This window comes from Streptomyces sp. NPDC053493 (genome assembly GCF_044544825.1).
Lineage (GTDB): Bacteria > Actinomycetota > Actinomycetes > Streptomycetales > Streptomycetaceae > Streptomyces.
This window is the reverse complement of the sequence record NZ_JBITXS010000008.1, coordinates 147336-164809: the sequence shown is the minus strand read 5'-3', so window position 1 is coordinate 164809 and position 17474 is coordinate 147336. Positions and strand designations below refer to the sequence as shown.

Sequence of the window (17474 nt, the reverse complement as noted above, 5' to 3'; positions counted from 1 at the left end):
GTCATATCCTGCCCTCCATGAGCATCGTGAAGATCAACGTCCTGACCGTCCCGGCCGAGCAGCGCGAGGTCCTGGAGCAGCGTTTCGCGGCGCGTGCGGGGGCCGTCGAGGGCTCGGACGGCTTCGAGTGGTTCGAGCTCCTCCGCCCGCTGGAGGGCACCGACCAGTACCTCGTCTACACCCGCTGGCGCAGCGAGGAGGACTTCCAGAACTGGATGAACGGCTCCATGAAGACCGCCCACGAAGGTGGCGCGGACCGCCCCAGGCCGGCCGCGACCGGCTCCACGCTGTGGTCGTTCGAGGTCGTCCAGCAGGCCTCGCCCAAGTGACCTGACGCCAGGAGGCGACCGGGGCGCGGGCGGCGGGCGGCGGGCGGAGAAAATTCGGCGGCGGGCCGGGGCGTGCGCGCACCACAATGGCGGGCATGACCTGGAACTTCTCCGCCGAGCGCGTCGACACCCCGGACGCCACCGCCCTGCGCCGCGACTACTACGGCGACGTCGCCGGCCGCTACTGGAAGCGCCCGGCGACCGAGGCCGAGATCGACGAGGGCCTCGACGGCGACGGGGTGGAGCTGCTGACTCCGCCGACCGGGCAGTTCCTGGTGGCGCGCTGGGAGGGCGAGGCGGCCGGCTGCGGCGGCGTGCTCATGCTCGACGAGGACCGCGCGGAGCTGACCCGGGTCTTCCTGCGCCACGGCTTCCGCGGCAAGGGCGGGGCCGGCGAGCTGCTGCGGCACCTCGAGGACGCGGCGCGCGAGCTCGGCGCCCGCCGGATGGTGCTCAACACCCGCCTGGACCTGGTCGAGGCGCGGGCGCTGTACGCGCGCCACGGGTACGCGGAGATACCGGCGTACTGCACCGGCCCGTACATGGACGTCTGGTACGGCAAGGAGCTCTGACGCCGTCGCACGCCCCGGTCACCTTCGCGCGTGACGGCCGCCTTCGCGCGTGGCGGTCGCGCGGCACGGACACCGTCACGCGTGGTGGTCGCGCGGCGGCTCCGGCGAGCGGGGCCGTTCCGCGTCCGAGCCGCTCAGCTCGGCGGTCAGCTCCTCCACCAGGTGTACGAGATCGGTGGGCCGGTCCGGGCCCCACCAGTCGCCGAGGAGTTCGGCGAGCGACTCCTCGCGCGCCTTGGCGAGCCGTACGGCCGTCTGCGCGCCCTCCTCGGTGAGGACCAGCTGGAGGCCCTCGCGTGCCACGAGCCGCCGCTCCTCCAGCTGCCGGGCGGCCGCGGTGATCGCCCGCAGCGGCACCGGTGTGGTCTCGGCCAGTCGCGCGGGCTCGACCATGCCGTGCCGGCGCACGCGCAGCAGCATCCAGCTCGACGCGGGCAGCAGGTCGAGGCCGGCGCGGGCGGTGATCTTCTCGTAGACCGCCTTGCGGCCCTCGCGGGAGCCGAGCACGGACAGGGCCCGCGCGCACTCGTCGTAGGAGGAGCGCTCGACGGGGTTCGAGGCGAGGGTCTGGCTGGTGTCGGGCGCGGTGACGGAGCCGCGCAGCCGGTCCTCCTTCAGGAACCAGGCGACGACGAAGGCGAGCAGCACGACCGGCGCCGCGTACAGGAACACGTCGGTGATGGACGTGGCGTACGCGTGCAGGACCGAGGGCTGGAGGCCGGCCGGGAGGTCGGCGAGGGCGCGCGGGTCGGCGGCGAGCTGGTCGGGTCCGGTGCCGGGCGGGAGCTCCTGGCCGGCGAGGGCGTCCTCCAGTTTGCCGGTGAGGCGGTTGGTGAAGACGGTGCCGAAGATCGCCACGCCGAAGGACGCGCCGATCGAGCGGAAGAAGGTGGCTCCGGAGGTGGCGACGCCGAGGTCCTGGTACGAGACGGCGTTCTGCACGACGAGGACGAGCACCTGGATGACGAGGCCGAGGCCGGCGCCGAAGACGAAGAAGTAGACGCTCATCTCCCAGGTGGAGCTGGTCTCGGTCAGCTGGTGCAGGAGCAGCAGGCCGAGGGCGGTGAGGGCCGTTCCGGCGAGCGGGAAGACCTTCCAGCGGCCCGTGCGGGAGACGATCTGGCCCGAGGCGGTCGAGGTGATGAGCATGCCGGCGACCATGGGCAGCATGTGCACGCCGGACATGGTGGGAGTGACGCCCTGCACGACCTGGAGGAAGGTCGGCAGATAGGTCATCGCGCCGAACATCGCGAAGCCGACGATGAAGCTGATGACGGAGACGAGGGTGAAGGTCCTGATCCGGAACAGCTTCAGCGGCAGGACGGGCTCGGCGGCCCGTCGTTCGACGCGGACGAACCAGGCGAGGAGGACCACTCCGAGGACGGCGAGCCCGATGATCTGCGGCGAGCCCCAGGACCAGGTGGTGCCGCCGAGCGAGGCCACCAGGATGAGGCAGGTGGCGACCGCGGCGATGAGGAAGGTGCCGAGGTAGTCGATGGTGTGGCGGGTGGTGCCGACCCGGATGTGCAGCACGGCGGCGATGACGAAGAGGGCGACGACGCCGATCGGCAGGTTGATGTAGAAGACCCAGCGCCAGCTGAGGTGTTCGGTGAACAGACCGCCGAGCAGCGGGCCGAGGACGCTGGTGGCGCCGAAGACCGCGCCGAAGAGGCCTTGGTAGCGGCCGCGTTCGCGGGGCGAGACGAGGTCGCCGACGATCGCCATGGACAGCACCATGAGCCCGCCGCCGCCGAGGCCCTGGACGGCGCGGAAGGCGATGAGCTCGGGCATGTTCTGGGCCAGGCCGCAGAGCGCCGAGCCGATCAGGAAGAGGACGATGGCGCCCTGGAAGAGCTTCTTCCGCCCGTACTGGTCGCCGAGCTTGCCCCAGAGCGGCGTGGCGGCGGTGGAGGCCAGCAGATAGGCGGTGACGACCCAGGAGAGGTGCTCCATGCCGCCGAGTTCGCTGACGATGGTCGGCAGGGCGGTGGAGACGATCGTCTGGTCCAGCGCGGCGAGCAGCATGCCGAGCAGCAGCGCGCCGATCGCGACGACGACGGTGCGGTGGCTCTGTCCCTCCGCGGGCGTGGGGCCGCCGCCTCCGGTGTGGGGCGCGCGTACTTCCTGGGCCATGGGCGTCTCCTCGGCGTCTGCGGCTCTCCGGCTGCTCTCCGGCCTCTCCGGCTGCTCCGGCTGCTCTCCGGCTCTCCGGCCTCTTCGGTCTCTCCTGGCGTCTCGTCCTGGGGTCCATCCTGGGGCTTTGGTCCCGTTATGGCCTGCGGAGGGCACAGGCGTTCACCCTGCGGCAGGGACCGGACTGCATAATCGCTCGCAAGTTGACCGGGGAGGGGACCCAGCGATGTCCGGACACGTCTGTCCTGAATGCGGTGTACACAGACCTGGCTGCGCCTGCGAGCGGGCGGCAGCGGCGGCCGCGGAACTGGCGGCGGCGGAGGACTTCGATCCCCTGCGCATCCGGCCGTACGTGACGCTGGGCGCACCGGAGGACCAGACGGCGGTGCTGCCGGCGGTGGAGGCGGGCGCGTCAGCGGCGGCGGGGCCGGGACCGTCGGCGGTGGCGGCGGCTCCGGGGCCGGGGCCGTCGGCGGTGGCGGCGGCTCCGGGGCCGGGGCCGTCGGCGGCGTCGGGGCCTGGTCCGGCCGGGCCGGGGCCGCTGCCGGCGGAGGTGCCGGCGGGTGCGCAGGCGGGTGGACAGTCGGGTGCGCCGGCGGGAGCGCAGGCGGGAGCGCAGGCGGGTGCGCAGTCGGCGGGGTCCGAGCCGTCGGCGGTGGGGCCTGACGGCGGGCCGGAGACGATGCCGCTGCTGCTGCCCACGGCGACCACGGCGACATCGGTGCCGCCGGTGACAGCGACGACGCCGGCGTACGGGCAGGGCCAGGGGACCGACGAGGCGTACGGGTACGGGTACGGGTACGCGTCCGAGGCTGCGGGCAAGGGCGACGGTGACGGCGAGGCCGAGGGTCACGAGGTCGCGCACACGCTCGCGTACGACCCCGAGGGCCACGGCGACCCGGGCCGGAACCGCGGCCGGGGCCGGGGCGCGCTGATCGCGGTCCTGGTCGCGGCGGCGGTCGTCGGCACGGCGGTCCTGGCCACCGCGATGATCGGCGGCGACGACGACGCCGTCGACCGGGCTGCCGTACCCGAGGTCACCACCAGCGCCTCGCAGAACGTGGCCGTGTCGGAGGCCCCGACCACCACGCCTTCGACGTCCTCGTCCGCCTCGGCGGAACCGGCCGCGTCGGGCACGGCGACGGCGAGCGCCGGCCGGACCTCGGCCTCGGCGTCGCCGTCGCCGACGGCCGCCCGCACCTCCTCGGCGCCGGCCACGGTTCCGTCGGCACCGGCCACCCGGCCCACGGCCACCGCACCGACCAGTACGGGCGGCCCGGCGCCGACCCGGAGCCCGCAGGCCCCGACCCTGGGGCCGGGCTCCAGCGGCCCCGAGGTGGCCGAGCTCCAGCGGCGGCTGCGGGAGCTGTGGCTCTACAACGGGCCGATCAACGGCTCGTACTCGCGGAAGGTCGAGAACGCGGTCGCGGAGTACCAGTGGGACAACGACATCTGGGACGACCCGCAGGGCGTCTACGGCCCGGCCACGCGCCGCGCGCTGGAGGCCGAGACGACCGGCTGAGCCGCGCCGTCGGCGGCCGTGCGGTCCCGCGATGCGGACGGGGTGGCGGTGACGCCGCCTCGTTTTGTATCGTGGAGGAACAAAGTGGCCCCGCCCGCACCCCCTGACCGGCGGGCGGGACCGCTTCGTACCGACCACCTCTCATCTCCGACCACCCCTCCTGGAGATCCCTGATGGCCGCCAGCACCCCGGCGTCGCTCACCGCACGTGCCCTCCTGCTCGACATGGACGGCACGCTCGTCAACTCCGACGCCGTCGTGGAGCGCTGCTGGCGACGCTGGGCCCGGCGGCAGGGCCTCGACCCGGCCGAGGTCCTCAAGGTGGTCCACGGGCGTCAGGGGTACGCCACGATGGCCGTCCTGCTGCCGGACCGGCCGATGGAGCAGAACCACGCCGACAACCGGGTCATGCTCGCCGAGGAGACCGCCGACCTCGACGGCGTCGTGCCGGTGCCGGGCGCGCCCGCCTTCATGGCCGCGCTCGACGCGCTGCCGCACGCCCTGGTCACCTCGGCCGACGAGGCCCTCGCCCAGGCCCGGATGGGCGCGGCCGGGCTGCCGATGCCGCGGACCCGGGTGACCGCCGAGGGCGTGGGCGCGAGCAAGCCGGACCCGGAGGGCTTCCTGAAGGGCGCGGCGGCGCTGGGCTTCGAACCCGCCGACTGCGTCGTCTTCGAGGACTCGGAGGCCGGCATCCAGGCGGGCCGCGCGGCCGGCATGCGCGTGATCGGCGTGGGCCCGCGCGCCGCCACCTTCGGCCCCGACGTCCATGTCGAGGACCTGACCGCCGTACGGGTCGAGCCGGGTGCGGACGGCACCGTCACCCTGACGTTCTCCGGGGCGTAGCCGGCGCCCGTACGAGCCGCCCGCGGGCGACCAGCTCCAGGGTGACGGCGACGGCCACGGCCTGGACGAGCAGCAGCGCGACGAGCACGAAGAGCTGGACCGCGCCCGCGCGCAGCGGCGAGGAGCCGCCGAGGAGCATGCCGACGAAGGCACCCGGAAGGGTGACCAGCCCGACCGTACGGGTCTGGTCCATGCCGGGCAGCAGGGCGTCCGCGGCGGCCTCGCGGGCCACCTCCAGACGGGCGTCCCGTTCCAGGAGCCCGATCGCGAGCCCCGCCTCCACCTCACCCTTACGGGTCGCGAGTTCGTCGAGCGCGCGCCGCCCGCCGAGGACGGTCGCGGTGAGCGCGCCGCCGATGAGGATGCCGGTGACCGGGATCAGGGCGACGCCGCGGAGCGGTACGAGTCCGGTGAGCAGGAGCGCGAGGACGACCGGGACGACGGCCGCGGCGATCGGGACGGCGGCCCACCGCCAGGCCCGGCCGGGCGCGGGGACGACCCGCCGGCCCGCGGTGCGGACGGCCACGGCGTACATCAGCAGCAGGAAGCAGAGCAGCAGCGGCAGCGAACGGACGACCCAGCCGATCAGGAGCGAGACGGCGACGAGCTGGACGGCGGCGCGGGCGCCGGCGACGAGGGTGTCACGGGCGCGGCCGAGCCGGGCGAGCGCGACGACTCCGGCGGCGAGGGCGAGGAGAACGGCGAGTACGGCCCCGAAGGCCGCGTTGACGTCCAGTAGCACGCGCCAACCCTAGGTCGTGTCCGGGCACGAACAGGGCGCGCACGCGCTCCTCCAGACCCGCTCACACCTTCACAACCCACCCCTTGATGTGACGTGTTCATGTCGGCAGGCTGTCACCTGACACACCCCTCTCCGAAACCTGGCGCCGCCAGGATGGCGGCCAAGGTCCCCCCACCTCAAGGGAGTTCGCATGCCCGTCGCCGCTGTCTACGCGCGTCGAATAGCCGTCCTCGCCACCTCCGCCGCCCTGACCGTGACCGGTCTGCTCGCCTCCGCGCCGGCCGCACAGGCGTCCCCGCCCACGCCGGTGAGCGCCGCCACCGCCCGTACGTACCTGGCCGCCCTCACGGTGAAGGCGGAAGGTTCCTCCACCGGATACAGCCGGGACCTCTTCCCGCACTGGATCACCCAGTCCGGCACCTGCAACACCCGCGAGGTGGTCCTCAAGCGGGACGGCGTGAACGTCGTCACCGACTCCAGCTGTGCGTCCGTGAGCGGCAGTTGGTACTCCGAGTACGACGGCGCCACCTGGACCGCCGCCTCCGACCTCGACATCGACCACGTCGTCCCGCTGGCCGAGGCCTGGCGCTCGGGCGCCAACTCCTGGACGACCAGCCAGCGGCAGGCCTTCGCCAACGACCTGACCCGCCCGCAGCTGATCGCCGTCACCGACAACGTCAACCAGGCGAAGGGCGACCAGGACCCGGCGGAGTGGCTGCCGTCGCGCACGTCGTACCGCTGCACGTACGCCCGGATGTGGGTGCACGTGAAGTACTCCTACAACCTCAGCGTCGACTCGGCGGAGAAGAGCGCGCTGCAGTCCGTCCTCAACGGCTGCTGAACCGGCCGCCGCAGCGCTCCGGCAGGCCGCCGGTGTCTCGAATGTTGAACTTGCAAGTAATAGTGAGGAGTGCCTAACCTAAGGACCCGTCGGTTCCGTCCCCCCGGCCGCGCCTGCCGGCGCGGGCCAGACCGAAGGAGTCCTTCCCTCCATGAACTCGCTTGCCAGTCGCCTGAATCAGGCCCAGCCGTACGCGCTCGGCCTCTTCCGGATCGTCGTCGGCCTGCTCTTCGCCTGCCACGGCGCCGCCTCGCTCTTCGGAGTCCTCGGCGGCGCCGGAGGCAGCGGCGCCACCATCCCGGGCGGCACCTGGCCCGGCTGGTACGCCGCCGTCATCCAGCTCGTCGCGGGCGGCCTGGTCCTCCTCGGCCTCGGCACCCGCGGCGCGGCCCTCATCGCCTCCGGCTCCATGGCGTACGCCTACTTCGACGTCCACCAGCCCGAGGCCCTCTTCCCGCTCCAGAACAGCGGCGAGTCCGCGGCCATGTTCTGCTGGGCCTTCCTGCTCCTCGTCTTCACGGGCCCGGGCGCCCTCGCCCTCTCCGGCCTCTTCGGCTCCCGCACGCCGTCCGCCGAGGCGGAGCAGCGCGAGGAGCAGCCGTCGACCGTGACGGCCTGACGCGAACGCACGCGGGGCGGCGGGCGACGCGGCCGAGGGCTCGGCAGGTCAAGGGCCCGGTGGTCCGAAGACACGGCGAGTCGCGGACACGGGCGGGCCGAAGGCACGACAGGCCGAGGGCGCGCGGGGCCGAAGGCGCGACAGGCCGAGGGCGCGCGGGGCCGAAGTCCGGCGGGCCGAGGGCACGGCGGCCGAGGACGCGACGGGGCTCCGCCCGCCGCGCGCCCCGCGGCTCCGCGGGTCAAGGCCCCGGCGCCCCTGGACGGCCCCGGTCGGTGGCTGGCCGCACGCGGCCGCGTAGGCTCTGGCGCTGTGAACGTGCTCGACAGCACGGGGTGGTCGCTGCAGTCGCTGACCGCGGGCCCGTGGATCTACGCGGCGGTGGTGACGTCGATCCTGCTCGACGTCTTCCTGCCGGTGCTGCCGAGCGGCATCCTCGTGGTCACGGCAGCGACCGCGTCGGCCACGGCCACCGTCACGGCCACCGCCTACGCCCCTTCCCTGGTGCCCCTCCTGCTCTGCGCGGCCACCGCCTCGGTGCTGGGCGACCTCGCCGCGTACCGGCTCGCCCGGCGCGGCGGGACCCGCCTCGGCCGCGCCGTCGCCCGCTCCCGCCGCCTCGCCGTGGCGCAGGAACGTCTCGGCGAGACGCTGGCACGCGGCGGCGGCCTGCTCGTCGTCCTCGCCCGCTTCGCACCGGCCGGCCGCTCGGTCGTCTCGCTCGGCGCGGGCGCGACCGGCCGCCGGCTGCGCGACTTCCTGCCCTGGTCGGCGCTGGCGGCGGCGATCTGGGCGACGTACGGCGTCGGGCTCGGCTGGCTCGGCGGCCGCTGGCTGGGCGCGACCTGGCTCGGCGCCTGCGTCCCCGTGGTGGCGCTGTTCCTGGCGGGCTCGCTCGCGGCCTACGTCATACGGCGTCCGGCTGCGGCTCCCGCTCCGGCGTCCTGACGGGGCGCGGGCGCTCGTGCGGGTGCGGGTGCTCGTGCGGCTCGTGCGTGTGCGGGCGCGGTTGGCCGTTCGCGTGCGCCCCGCGTACCTCCAGGCCGGCGAGCAGCCGCTCCGTGGCCTCCGCTATCTCGTCGACGGCGCGGTCGAACACCTCCCGGTTGTGCGCGGCGGGCGCGCGGAAGCCCGAGACCTTGCGGACGAACTGCAACGCGGCGGCGCGGATGTCGTCCTCGGTGGCCTCTGTGGGCAGGGCGGGCGGTCGGAGTGTCTTGATGCTGCGGCACATGCCTCCAGTGTGACGCGCCCCACTGACAACGCCCAGGCAAGACGCAGGCGGCCACCGGCAACGCCCGGCGCGCCTCAGCTCCCCAGACTCCGCCGGCTCCGCGCGTTGATCTCGGCGGCGCGGGCGCGCAGCTCGCGCAGCGGCGTGGCGAGCTGCACGTCGGCGGGTTCGGCCTCCCACTCGGGGCCGCCGCGGACGGGCCGGATCAGGAAGCGTCCGGCGACGCCGCGTACGTAGAAGCCGACCCGCCCGGTGGCGGTGTCGCGAACGAGGTCACCCGCCTCGGGCACCGGCTCCATGTGTGTCTCCGTTCACTACGCTCCCACCGCACCGCACCGCACCGCACCGCCCCACCCGGCCGGGCCACGGCGCCCGGCCGCGGCGCCCGCCGGGTCCGCAGGGTCCGCCGGGTCCGCTGCGGCCGTACCCGCTCCCCTGCACCGGGGCCGGCCCGGTTTCACCCGCGTTTACGGTCATTCACGCCGGTCCACGCCGATTCACGCCGGTTCACTCCGGTTCGAAGGGGTACACAAGACAAGCCCTGCGACCCCTCCCTGTCAACGCATCTCTAGAGATGTCACCCGAAGGATGGATCAGCCGCACAGGACCGTGCTCATGTGCCCTCCAGCCTCCAGAAGTGGGCCTTATGGTGTCCCGCAGACGGAAGGGAGTGGTCCATCCATGACTGACCAGGAAAGCGGCCATCGGCCCAAGTACCAGCGGATCGCAGACGAGTTGAGGACCGCGATCCAGTCGGGCACCTTCGCGCCGGGCGACCGGCTCCCCGGCGAGAACGATCTCATGGGCACGTACGACGTCGCGCGCATGACGGCCCGCCAGGCCCTGTCGGTGCTCCGCAACGAGGGCCTCGCGGAGGCGCGCAAGGGCGCCGGTGTCTTCGTCCGCTCCTTCCGCCCGGTGCGCCGCCGCAGCATTCCCCGGCTCGCCCGGGACCACTGGGCCAACGGCCGCTCGGTCTGGTCGGCGGACGTCGAGGACCGTGCCCTGGTCGTGGACCAGGTCGAGGTGACGCCGGCCGCGCCGGCCGGGACCCGGGTGGCCCGGGCCCTGGGCCTCGGCTCGCCCGACGACCCGGTCTGCGTCCGCAGCCGCCGCTTCGTCCTGGACGACAAACCGGTGCTGCTCTCGGTCTCGTACCTGCCGGCCGCCCTCGCCGAGGGAACCGCGATCACCCAGCCCGACACCGGCCCCGGCGGCACGTACGCCCGCCTCACCGAACTGGGCCATTGTCCGGCCCACTTCCGTGAGGAGATCCGCTGTCGCATGCCGACGTCCGAGGAGTCCGACCGCCTGTCCCTCGGCTTCGGCACACCGGTGATCCTGATCAGCCGAACGGCCCTGACGGAGGCGGGAGTCACCGTCGAACTCAACGAGATGACGCTGGACTCGGGGTCGTACGTCCTGGAGTACGACTTCGACGCGGGAGCGTGACGCCGCTCAGGAGGAGACGGCGGGGCTCCCCGGCTCGGAAGAGCGCTGCGTGGGGAGCCCGTACTGCTGCAGTTCCGCGCTGACCTGACCGCCGAGGGTCATGACGTTGAGCGTCGCGGAGTTCTCACTGGCGATGGCCTTCTCGACGCGCGCGACGAGCGTCGTGAACGCGTTCCGGTCCGAGAGCCCGTGATAGGGCCCGACCCGCGCGGCGAAGTACACCCGCTCGTGCCCGAGGAGCTGCTCGGTGGACCGGTAGTTCTTCCACTGCTCCCGATAGCGGTAGACGCTCTCCAGCGACACCGAGGCCACCACGACCAGACTGAGCACGGTCGCCGTGACCCGCGCGAAGCCCAGATCCAGATTCACCAGCACGGGCACCAGCGCGCCGCCGACCACCGCCACGGTCCGCATCCGCAGGTGCATCGCCTTCATCTTGGTGGCCTTGCGGTCGTACCACTCCTGATACTGCCCGAGCCGCTCGTCCAGATAGCGCTGCGGCGTCATCACACCACTCAGCACCTCGACTTCGGGCGCGTCCCCCACGTCTCCCATGCGCTGGAGTACACCCCGCGGCCGCCCACCCGTCAAGCCGCGTCATGCCTGGTCCACGTACTCGACCGTCTGCATCATCCCGAGGTCCTCGTGGTGGAGCTGGTGGCAGTGGGCCAGGGTGCGGCCGGTGAAGTCCTCGTACGCGACGAGGAAGGTGGCCGACTCGCCGGATCTGCCGCCGGCCAGGCCGACGGTGTCGTGCCAGACCGGCGGGTCGAGCCGTTCGCCGTTGCGGTGGGTGAGCAGGACCTGGTTGGTGTGCAGGTGGAAGGGGTGGGGGTGCGGCGGCAGGGATCCGTCGGTGCGGACCGTCCAGCGCTCGACGGTGCCGACGCGCAGGGTGTGGTTGGTGCGGTCGGGGTCGAACAGGCCGTAGGACGGGTCCCGGGCCGGATCGCCGTCGGGGTCGGCGGCGGGGGTGGCGCCGGTACCGAGGATGCGGAAGGCGTTCGGGAACGGCCCGGCGAAGACGCCGCCGTCGGTGTGGAAGACCACCTCACGGTCCGCGTCGGGGTTGGCGATGCCCGCCTCGTCGAGGAACGGCCTGCCCTGCGGCAGCGAGGCCGGCAGCCGCATCGGCGGTTCGACGGGCTCTCCGGCGACCTCGACCGTCATCAGCGGATCCGGCACGCCTGCGGCCCGCAGTTCGTACGTGCCCGGCTCCGCTCCCCGCACCAGCACGTCGGCGCGGTTGCCCATGGCCAGCTGCAGCACGTCCAGGGCGACAGGCCGGGCGAAGGTGACGCCGTCCTGCGCGATCTGATGCATCGGCAGGTCCTCGCCGCTTCCGGCGAGCCGCAGCCGCAGCCCGGTGAACGCGGTCGCGGCCACCAGCCGCCACCGCTGCACCTCGCCGGGCCGCAGCCGGAGCGTGGGGCCGACCGCGCCGTTGACGGTGAAGACGGAGGGGACGCCGTTCACCCAGCCGCCCGAGGTGAAGGCGGGGATCCTGCCGTCCTTGACCTTCAGCTCGTTGACGCACATGACGAGATCGGCGGCGGCGCGGATCTCGGGCACCTCGTCGACGTCGCCCTCGACGACGATCACCCCGGTCATGCCGCCGACGATCTGCTCGGCGATGGAACCGTGCAGATGCGGGTGGTACCAGTACGTGCCGGCGGGGTGGCCGGCCGGCACGTCGATGACCGTCACGTACCGCGGCTCGGGAACACCGGCCGCGACCTCCTCCTGGGTACGCGGCGCGAACTCGCGCATCACGTTGTCGGCGAGCCCGGACGGCGACACGTGCATCCCGTGCGTGTGCAGGTTGAAGCTGTTGGGATGGTGCGGCGTGTTGTGCCCGCCGGCACTCGGCGGATTGGGCGGCAGGCCGTTGACGTGCGTCAGCCTCAGGGTCTGCCCACCGCGCACGCGCAGCGTCGGCCCCGGGATCGTCCCGTTGTACGTCCGCGTGGTGATCGGCCCGTACCCCGGCACGGCGACCTCCGTGAACCGCACGTCCAGCGTCTGCTCCACCACCCCCGCCCGCGCGCCCACCACCGGCGGCTGCGGAAACCCCGCCGCCCCCGCAACGGCCTCCCGCCGCCCGAGAACCCCACCGGACACCGCCACCAGAGCCGCGGCGGGAATCGCCTTCACCACCGACCGACGCGTCAGCCTGCTACTTTCTCCCATATCGCCGCAATCTAGATCAATCGCCCCACCACCCGCGCGTAACGCACCGCGAGCGCGCCCGACTGACGACGCACTGCAGCACCCAGCGACGGCCGGTTGCGGCGTCGTCGCGCTTCATGGTGTCGACATCAATGCCGGCCACGACGGCGCCGGCCACCGCACCGACGAGCACGACCCACGGACGCTCACCGTCCCCGCCGCCGTCTGTCAGTGCCTCGCGAGAACGTCCGCCTGCGCGCGGTCGGCTTCCGAGGCCCTGCCGGCGGCTGGCCGCGCGCCAGGAGCGGGCTGTCCCGGTTCCCCGACCGTGCTGTCTCGGGTGCGGGTGCTGGCCCTCGCCCGGAACCGGCGTCGTGAAATCATCCAGCGATGACTGAACCGAGCAGCGACGACGGCCGCGCTTTCCGGCGCGAGATCGAGCGGGTCGTCAACGAGATCGCTCAGGGGCTCCGCACGTTGGCCGCCGGCGCGCACTGGTTCTCGGGCCTCGCCCCGACACATCGGCAGACGGTTCTGCAGGAAGTCGCCGGCTATGCGATGCAGGCACACATCACAGCGGCGGACGGCCGTGCGGGGGTGGCGAGGTCCGGTGTGAAGCCGACGGCCAACCCGTCGGTGATGATCTGCACGGACCCACCCCGCTACGGCTTCGCGGGTCTCCCCTCCGCCGAACACGTCGAGGCCTTCCGCGTCCTCGTCTCCGTGTTCGCCGTCGCTGACACCCGCCGCCGCGAGACGTACTGCAAAGGCGCCTGCGGACATGCCTGGCACAACCTGCCGACAGCAATCGAGCAGTAGCTGTGCGCGGGTGCCGACGGCTACGGCCGGACGTCGTCACGCGTGCTCGTCGGCAGAGGCGGTGATGACGGATCGGAGGCGTCCTCTTCCATAGGCCTATGGCCCACTTCGCGCCCATAGCCCTGCGTGTGGAAATTGAGAAGGTGACGTGTACCTTCGGGGCGCTATCGTCGGCACATGAGGTCAACCAGCCGTCACCGCCTGTCCGTTCGCATGGGCACGGCTCCTGTGCCTGCTCTCATGGAGGGCATGCCAGCGTCTCTGGAACCTGCGCTCCGCGCTTGGATCCTGGAGACGGCGGCACTGGATCCCGCCGAAGCACAGCATGTGATGGTGCGGTTGGATCTCGTCCTACCGCAGGTGGATTGGGACAGATACGAACGCGAGCTGCGAAGGCTCGAAAGGGAGCAGGCACGGCTCGACGCACGCTGGGAGGCGGAACAGGCAACGAGGACGGAGGGCACTCGTGCCGGCCGACCGCCGGTTGTGCCGCTACCTCCTGACCCACACGTGCTCTTCCTGGCCTGGGGAACGGAGCGGGAAGTCCTGTGGGACGTCGTTGACGACTTGCTCTTCTTGCTGTGCACTGAACCGCCGGCTCCGGAGAAGCCGCCGTTTGCCAGCTGGCTCAGGGGCAGTGTCAGACGGACCAAGCGGATCATCGAACCGCTGAACCGCTTGCTGGTTGAGTCACGGTCGGTATACGAGGTGACACCAGATCAGCGCGGCCTCCAGCGGAGGATGGAGTCGGGTCTCAGCGAGGCGCTGAAGGTGGCAGCCTCTGCCGCTGAGAGCAGCGGCTACCTTGCGGCTCGGCAGCACCTGGAGCGGGCGCGCGACAAGCTGATGGCGGTGCACACCGACCCAAGCGGTGCCTACGTTGACGTGATCCGCGCGGTTGAGGCTGTTGCTTGTCCGATGTTCCTGCCGCGTGACCCGCTGCCTACGCTCGGAAAGGTCCGCGATCACCTCCGGAACGCGGACGCCAAGTACGAATACGTACTGACGGACAAATCCGGGAAGCGGGGCGACACTGGCGGGGTGGTCGCCATGCTCACAGATCTGTGGGAAGGGCACAGTGACCGGCACGCAGGCGGTCCGCGGGAGGTCCCCGTTTCCCAGGAGGCGGCCGAGGCCACGCTGACAACCGCCACCGCCTTGGTGACCCTGTTCAGTGGGAAGGCGGTGCGGCCGCGTACCAATGCAGCGGCACAGCACCGGGAGGCCCGATGACGTTGAAGATCCCGGCGGTCCTGTGGAATCGGCAATACGTTGCTGGCTTGCTTCGTCGTTATTGGGCGCTCCTCCCCGACGGTTCGCCTGCCTATACCGGTGCGCGGTTCGAGCGGTTGACAGGCGGCGGAGACCAGCCGGAGGTGGCGAACCACTTCACGCCAGCGGACTTCATTGCCGTTGCTACGTTGAGCGTTGACGTGCCAGTGCGAGCAGTCCTCCACGTGCTAGAGCCGACGGGGCGCAACCCTTACAGTCGTTTACTCTCACAGATTCCCGTGGACCTTGAGCTCGCCGCTGCGGAGGAGCGGCACGTCACCAAAGACAGTCCGGTGTGGAACTTGTGGCAGAGTTTGCGCGATGTCAACGGCATAGGCTCAGTCGGCGCTGGGAAACTACTTGCTCGCAAGCGCCCTCGCTTGCTGCCCGTCTACGATTCGGTGATCAAGAAGGTCTTCGAACGCCCATCAACAGACTTGATCTTTTGGTCTGACATGCGCCGCGCACTTCGCGCTGACGACCGCATGCTGGTGGCCCACCTCGAAGACGTCCGCGACCTGGCAGGCATCGGTGAGGACATCGGCGTGCTGAGGATCCTCGACACGGCTGCATGGCTTCATGGCAGGGACGAGCACCTTTAGAGGCCCGTACCGACGGCATTCTGATCAAGACGCCCAAGAGCGCGACTGGCGTACGCACCGTCGCCTTCCCGGCCTCGCTGGCGGAGAGCCTGGCCACGTATCTCGCCGTCTACGCCGCGCCGGGCAGGACCGGGCTGGTCTTAACCGGAGCCCGCAGCGGACAGATGCGCCGGAACAACTACCAGCTCATGCGTCGTGGCGCCGCCGGTCGCGGCGAGGGTGTTTCCGGTGTGGTGCAGATCGTGGAAGTGGACGTCGCGGAGGCCGGCGTCCTTCGGGGCCCGTAGCCACAGCCGACGCTTCCGCGCTGTAGCGTACGCCCGCCGTCCGCCGGCGTACCGTCTCGGGTCGTGATGGAGATCCTCGGGCACAGCCAGATCGCCGTCACGATGAACGTCTACACGCACGTCGTCCAAGACACGCAGCGCGAGGCTGTCAGCCACATGGATCGGCTGCTCAGGAGGCGGCCCGACCGTCCCTGACCGTCTGCGTTGATCTCAGATGTGGATGTCAAAGGCCCCCAGCCATGATCGGCTGGGGGCCTTTGTACTGGTGGGCGCGGACGGTTTCGAACCGCCGACATCTGCTTTGTAAGAGCAGCGCTCTACCCCTGAGCTACGCACCCGTGGAAGGAAGCAACAGCGTACATGGCCGACCGGTGGGTGCGGCAAACCGATGGTGGGGTGAACTGATCGGGCCGTGTCGTCGTCCTCTGCAGGTGGGAGAATGAACCGGACCCGGCAGGGCGGTGGACACAGCACGGGAGAGGGAACGTGGCGACCGAGAGGACCCGGCGGTGGTTCGGGGGGCGGGACGAGAGCCGGCGGGCCGAGGCGCAGGCGGCGAAGGATGCCGCCGCGGCCGCGTTCTACGAGCTGGACAGCGCGCAGCGTGGGCTGGAGATCTCCATCGAGACGATCACGGCCGTGGACGACTCGGCGGACGCGCGTCGGGCCGTCGAGGGCTTCGCGGCGCTCGGGCGGCGGATCGACGAGGTCAGCCATGCGTACATCACCGCCGTGGACGCCCATGATCTCGATCGCGTCGAGCTGGACGCGGCGAGCGCCGGGCGGGCGCGGGTGGAGTTGGAGCGGGCGAAGGACGAGCTGGTACGGGTCAAGGGCGAGCTGGAACGTTTCGAGCAGGGGCTCGCGCCGCTGCTCGGGCGGGCCGAGACGCAGCTCGCCCGGCTCGCGCCCGCCGTCGAGCGGGCGCGGCAGGCGCTCCGGAACGCGAGCGCTGCTCTCGACGCGGTCAGCGAGCAGGGTTTCCGCGCCGACGATCTCGCGACCCGGCTCGCCCGCCTCGGCCCCGAGCTCACCCGGCTCAACGAAGGTGCCGGGCGGCACGGCGTCACGGAGACGCTGCAGCGGGCCGACCTGGTCCTGCGCGAGGCCGAGGGCGTGCGGGCCGAGGCCGCGCGCGTGCCCGAGCGGGCTGCCGAGATCGACAAGCGGCTCGTCTCGCTGCGGACCCGCGCCCAGGCGCTCACCACCCGCGCCGAAGGAGTCGAGCCCGTCCTCTCCGAGCTGCGCCGGCGTTTCTCCGCAGCCTGCTGGCAGGACCTCCAGCATGTGCCGGAGCAGGCCGCCGGCGCCGCCCGCCAGGCCGAGGAGCGGCTCGCCGAGGCCTCGAAGGCGCGGACGGAGCAGCGCTGGCCCGACGCCACCTCGCTGCTCTCCACCGCCCGCGCCCTGCTCAACACGGCCGACGAGGGAGTCTCGGCGGCCGGCGAGCGGCTGCGCCGCCTCGACGCCGTCGCCAAGGACCCGCACGCCGAGATCGACCGTGCCCGTTTCGCCGTACGCGACGCCCAGCGGCTCGCCATGGCCGGGCGGAACACCCCCGATCCCCGGCACGCCCGCCCCCTCGACGAGGCCGTGGCCCGCATCGAGCGGGCGGTCGGCACGCTCGACAGCGGACGCCACCCCGACTACTGGGCGTTCCTCACCGAGCTGGAGGCGATCCGGGCCAGCGCCGCGCATGTCGTCGAGCAGATCCGCGAGGAGCGCGGCAAGCCGTAACCTGTGGCCATGCCTCGTTACGAGTACCGCTGCCGCACCTGCGGCGACACCTTCGAGCTCAGCCGTCCCATGGCCGAGTCCTCCGACCCCGCCGCCTGCCCGGCCGGGCACGACGACACCGTCAAGCTGCTCTCCGCCGTCGCCGTGGGCGGCACGAAGACGCAGGCCGCGCCCGGTGGCGGTGGCGGAGGCGGGTGCTGCGGCGGCGGCTGCTGCGGATAGGGCCCCGTCGACCAGGCCGGCCGCCTCGGCGAGCGCCGCGGGACGGGGCCGCGGGACGGGCATGGTCGGCGGGACCT

General features: G+C 72.3%; 19 protein-coding genes, 1 tRNA gene and 2 pseudogenes. 15 read left to right on the top strand and 7 right to left on the bottom strand.

All coding sequences use genetic code 11. From position 1 onward, the window contains the following. The first annotated feature begins 17 nt into the window (after nt 1-17). Nucleotides 18-329 (top strand): antibiotic biosynthesis monooxygenase family protein, encoded by a 312-nt coding sequence (locus ACIGO8_RS23175; protein WP_399733764.1) that lies wholly within the window; start codon nt 18-20, stop codon nt 327-329. 86 nt (nt 330-415) lie between these two features. Further along, on the top strand, nt 416-901 hold the full coding sequence (locus tag ACIGO8_RS23170; RefSeq protein WP_399733761.1) for a GNAT family N-acetyltransferase: 486 nt from the start codon (nt 416-418) through the stop codon (nt 899-901). A 75-nt stretch (nt 902-976) separates the two neighbouring features. Here ACIGO8_RS23170 and ACIGO8_RS23165 read toward each other — a convergent pair whose 3' ends face one another. Further along, the gene (locus ACIGO8_RS23165; RefSeq protein ID WP_399733758.1) at nt 977-3034 is read right to left on the bottom strand and encodes a DHA2 family efflux MFS transporter permease subunit; all 2058 of its coding nucleotides are present in this window, start codon (nt 3032-3034) and stop codon (nt 977-979) included. Between the two features lie 730 nt (nt 3035-3764). Between ACIGO8_RS23165 and ACIGO8_RS23160 the strand changes: the two genes are divergently transcribed. Continuing rightward, complete coding sequence (locus ACIGO8_RS23160) at nt 3765-4556, top strand: peptidoglycan-binding protein (protein ID WP_399733755.1); 792 nt, start codon at nt 3765-3767, stop codon at nt 4554-4556. 173 nt (nt 4557-4729) lie between these two features. Then, the gene (locus ACIGO8_RS23155; RefSeq protein ID WP_399733753.1) at nt 4730-5401 is read left to right on the top strand and encodes an HAD family hydrolase; all 672 of its coding nucleotides are present in this window, start codon (nt 4730-4732) and stop codon (nt 5399-5401) included. Here the strand turns inward: ACIGO8_RS23155 and ACIGO8_RS23150 are convergent. Beyond that, nucleotides 5376-6143, bottom strand: coding sequence for an ABC transporter permease (locus ACIGO8_RS23150; RefSeq protein WP_399733750.1), 768 nt, complete (start codon nt 6141-6143; stop codon nt 5376-5378). The two genes, ACIGO8_RS23155 and ACIGO8_RS23150, sit on opposite strands and share 26 nt — an antisense overlap. A 190-nt stretch (nt 6144-6333) precedes the next feature. Here ACIGO8_RS23150 and ACIGO8_RS23145 point away from each other — a divergent pair, with 190 nt between their 5' ends. From ACIGO8_RS23145 to ACIGO8_RS23135, 3 genes are all read left to right on the top strand, one after another. Beyond that, entirely contained in the window at nt 6334-6984 is a 651-nt protein-coding gene (locus ACIGO8_RS23145) for an HNH endonuclease family protein (RefSeq protein WP_399733748.1), read from the top strand. A 151-nt stretch (nt 6985-7135) separates the two neighbouring features. Beyond that, nucleotides 7136-7603, top strand: coding sequence for a DoxX family protein (locus tag ACIGO8_RS23140; RefSeq protein ID WP_399733745.1), 468 nt, complete (start codon nt 7136-7138; stop codon nt 7601-7603). A gap of 318 nt (nt 7604-7921) precedes the next feature. Continuing rightward, on the top strand, nt 7922-8551 hold the full coding sequence (locus ACIGO8_RS23135; protein ID WP_399734258.1) for a DedA family protein: 630 nt from the start codon (nt 7922-7924) through the stop codon (nt 8549-8551). A 79-nt stretch (nt 8552-8630) separates the two neighbouring features. On the opposite strand, the pseudogene ACIGO8_RS23130 reads toward ACIGO8_RS23135, so the two are convergent. Together ACIGO8_RS23130 and ACIGO8_RS23125 are read right to left on the bottom strand one after the other, a co-directional pair. After that, a pseudogene (locus tag ACIGO8_RS23130) lies at nt 8631-8837 on the bottom strand (DUF2277 domain-containing protein); the annotation flags it as partial. 74 nt (nt 8838-8911) lie between these two features. After that, nucleotides 8912-9136, bottom strand: a complete 225-nt coding sequence (locus ACIGO8_RS23125) for a hypothetical protein (RefSeq protein WP_399733743.1) — start codon at nt 9134-9136, stop codon at nt 8912-8914. Between the two features lie 382 nt (nt 9137-9518). On the opposite strand from ACIGO8_RS23125, the gene ACIGO8_RS23120 reads away from it, so the two are divergent. Continuing rightward, the gene (locus tag ACIGO8_RS23120) at nt 9519-10289 is read left to right on the top strand and encodes a GntR family transcriptional regulator (protein ID WP_399733740.1); all 771 of its coding nucleotides are present in this window, start codon (nt 9519-9521) and stop codon (nt 10287-10289) included. A gap of 6 nt (nt 10290-10295) precedes the next feature. On the opposite strand, the gene ACIGO8_RS23115 is transcribed toward ACIGO8_RS23120, so the two are convergent. Both ACIGO8_RS23115 and ACIGO8_RS23110 read right to left on the bottom strand, forming a co-directional pair. Further along, on the bottom strand, nt 10296-10844 hold the full coding sequence (locus tag ACIGO8_RS23115; RefSeq protein WP_399733738.1) for a DUF4231 domain-containing protein: 549 nt from the start codon (nt 10842-10844) through the stop codon (nt 10296-10298). 42 nt (nt 10845-10886) lie between these two features. Next, nucleotides 10887-12320: a multicopper oxidase family protein gene (locus ACIGO8_RS23110; protein WP_399733736.1), complete on the bottom strand. Its 1434-nt coding sequence runs from the start codon at nt 12318-12320 to the stop codon at nt 10887-10889. 528 nt (nt 12321-12848) lie between these two features. On the opposite strand from ACIGO8_RS23110, the gene ACIGO8_RS23105 reads away from it, so the two are divergent. From ACIGO8_RS23105 to ACIGO8_RS23085, 5 genes and pseudogenes are all read left to right on the top strand, one after another. Next, nucleotides 12849-13277: a DUF5958 family protein gene (locus tag ACIGO8_RS23105; RefSeq protein ID WP_399733733.1), complete on the top strand. Its 429-nt coding sequence runs from the start codon at nt 12849-12851 to the stop codon at nt 13275-13277. Nucleotides 13278-13526: 249 nt separating this feature from the next. Further along, a complete protein-coding gene (locus ACIGO8_RS23100) occupies nt 13527-14510 on the top strand; it encodes a hypothetical protein (protein WP_399733730.1) in 984 nt (327 codons plus the stop codon). Next, nucleotides 14507-15151, top strand: coding sequence for a DUF6308 family protein (locus ACIGO8_RS23095; protein WP_399733727.1), 645 nt, complete (start codon nt 14507-14509; stop codon nt 15149-15151). The genes ACIGO8_RS23100 and ACIGO8_RS23095 overlap by 4 nt, the downstream gene beginning before the upstream one ends. Then, entirely contained in the window at nt 15121-15438 is a 318-nt protein-coding gene (locus ACIGO8_RS23090; RefSeq protein WP_399733724.1) for a hypothetical protein, read from the top strand. The genes ACIGO8_RS23095 and ACIGO8_RS23090 overlap by 31 nt, the downstream gene beginning before the upstream one ends. A 39-nt stretch (nt 15439-15477) precedes the next feature. Further along, a pseudogene (locus ACIGO8_RS23085) lies at nt 15478-15633 on the top strand (site-specific integrase); the annotation flags it as partial. A gap of 68 nt (nt 15634-15701) precedes the next feature. On the opposite strand, the gene ACIGO8_RS23080 reads toward ACIGO8_RS23085, so the two are convergent. Further along, nucleotides 15702-15776: transfer RNA gene (locus ACIGO8_RS23080), tRNA-Val, on the bottom strand. A gap of 148 nt (nt 15777-15924) precedes the next feature. Between ACIGO8_RS23080 and ACIGO8_RS23075 the strand changes: the two genes are divergently transcribed. Both ACIGO8_RS23075 and ACIGO8_RS23070 read left to right on the top strand, forming a co-directional pair. Further along, entirely contained in the window at nt 15925-17175 is a 1251-nt protein-coding gene (locus ACIGO8_RS23075; protein ID WP_399733721.1) for a hypothetical protein, read from the top strand. A 9-nt stretch (nt 17176-17184) separates the two neighbouring features. Continuing rightward, the gene (locus ACIGO8_RS23070) at nt 17185-17397 is read left to right on the top strand and encodes a zinc ribbon domain-containing protein (protein WP_399733719.1); all 213 of its coding nucleotides are present in this window, start codon (nt 17185-17187) and stop codon (nt 17395-17397) included. Nucleotides 17398-17474 lie beyond the last annotated feature (77 nt).

What these genes read in the sequence shown, in the direction of transcription:
- ACIGO8_RS23170 (WP_399733761.1), top strand. Translation starts at nt 416, where the DNA reads ATGGCGGGCATGACCTGGAACTTCTCCGCCGAGCGCGTCGACACCCCG.
- ACIGO8_RS23155 (WP_399733753.1), top strand. Translation starts at nt 4,730, where the DNA reads ATGGCCGCCAGCACCCCGGCGTCGCTCACCGCACGTGCCCTCCTGCTC.
- ACIGO8_RS23090 (WP_399733724.1), top strand. Translation starts at nt 15,121, where the DNA reads ATGGCTTCATGGCAGGGACGAGCACCTTTAGAGGCCCGTACCGACGGC.
- ACIGO8_RS23120 (WP_399733740.1), top strand. Translation starts at nt 9,519, where the DNA reads ATGACTGACCAGGAAAGCGGCCATCGGCCCAAGTACCAGCGGATCGCA.
- ACIGO8_RS23105 (WP_399733733.1), top strand. Translation starts at nt 12,849, where the DNA reads ATGACTGAACCGAGCAGCGACGACGGCCGCGCTTTCCGGCGCGAGATC.
- ACIGO8_RS23125 (WP_399733743.1), bottom strand. Translation starts at nt 9,136, where the DNA reads ATGGAGCCGGTGCCCGAGGCGGGTGACCTCGTTCGCGACACCGCCACC.
- ACIGO8_RS23115 (WP_399733738.1), bottom strand. Translation starts at nt 10,844, where the DNA reads ATGGGAGACGTGGGGGACGCGCCCGAAGTCGAGGTGCTGAGTGGTGTG.
- ACIGO8_RS23175 (WP_399733764.1), top strand. Translation starts at nt 18, where the DNA reads ATGAGCATCGTGAAGATCAACGTCCTGACCGTCCCGGCCGAGCAGCGC.
- ACIGO8_RS23100 (WP_399733730.1), top strand. Translation starts at nt 13,527, where the DNA reads ATGCCAGCGTCTCTGGAACCTGCGCTCCGCGCTTGGATCCTGGAGACG.
- ACIGO8_RS23140 (WP_399733745.1), top strand. Translation starts at nt 7,136, where the DNA reads ATGAACTCGCTTGCCAGTCGCCTGAATCAGGCCCAGCCGTACGCGCTC.
- ACIGO8_RS23165 (WP_399733758.1), bottom strand. Translation starts at nt 3,034, where the DNA reads ATGGCCCAGGAAGTACGCGCGCCCCACACCGGAGGCGGCGGCCCCACG.
- ACIGO8_RS23095 (WP_399733727.1), top strand. Translation starts at nt 14,507, where the DNA reads ATGACGTTGAAGATCCCGGCGGTCCTGTGGAATCGGCAATACGTTGCT.
- ACIGO8_RS23070 (WP_399733719.1), top strand. Translation starts at nt 17,185, where the DNA reads ATGCCTCGTTACGAGTACCGCTGCCGCACCTGCGGCGACACCTTCGAG.
- ACIGO8_RS23145 (WP_399733748.1), top strand. Translation starts at nt 6,334, where the DNA reads ATGCCCGTCGCCGCTGTCTACGCGCGTCGAATAGCCGTCCTCGCCACC.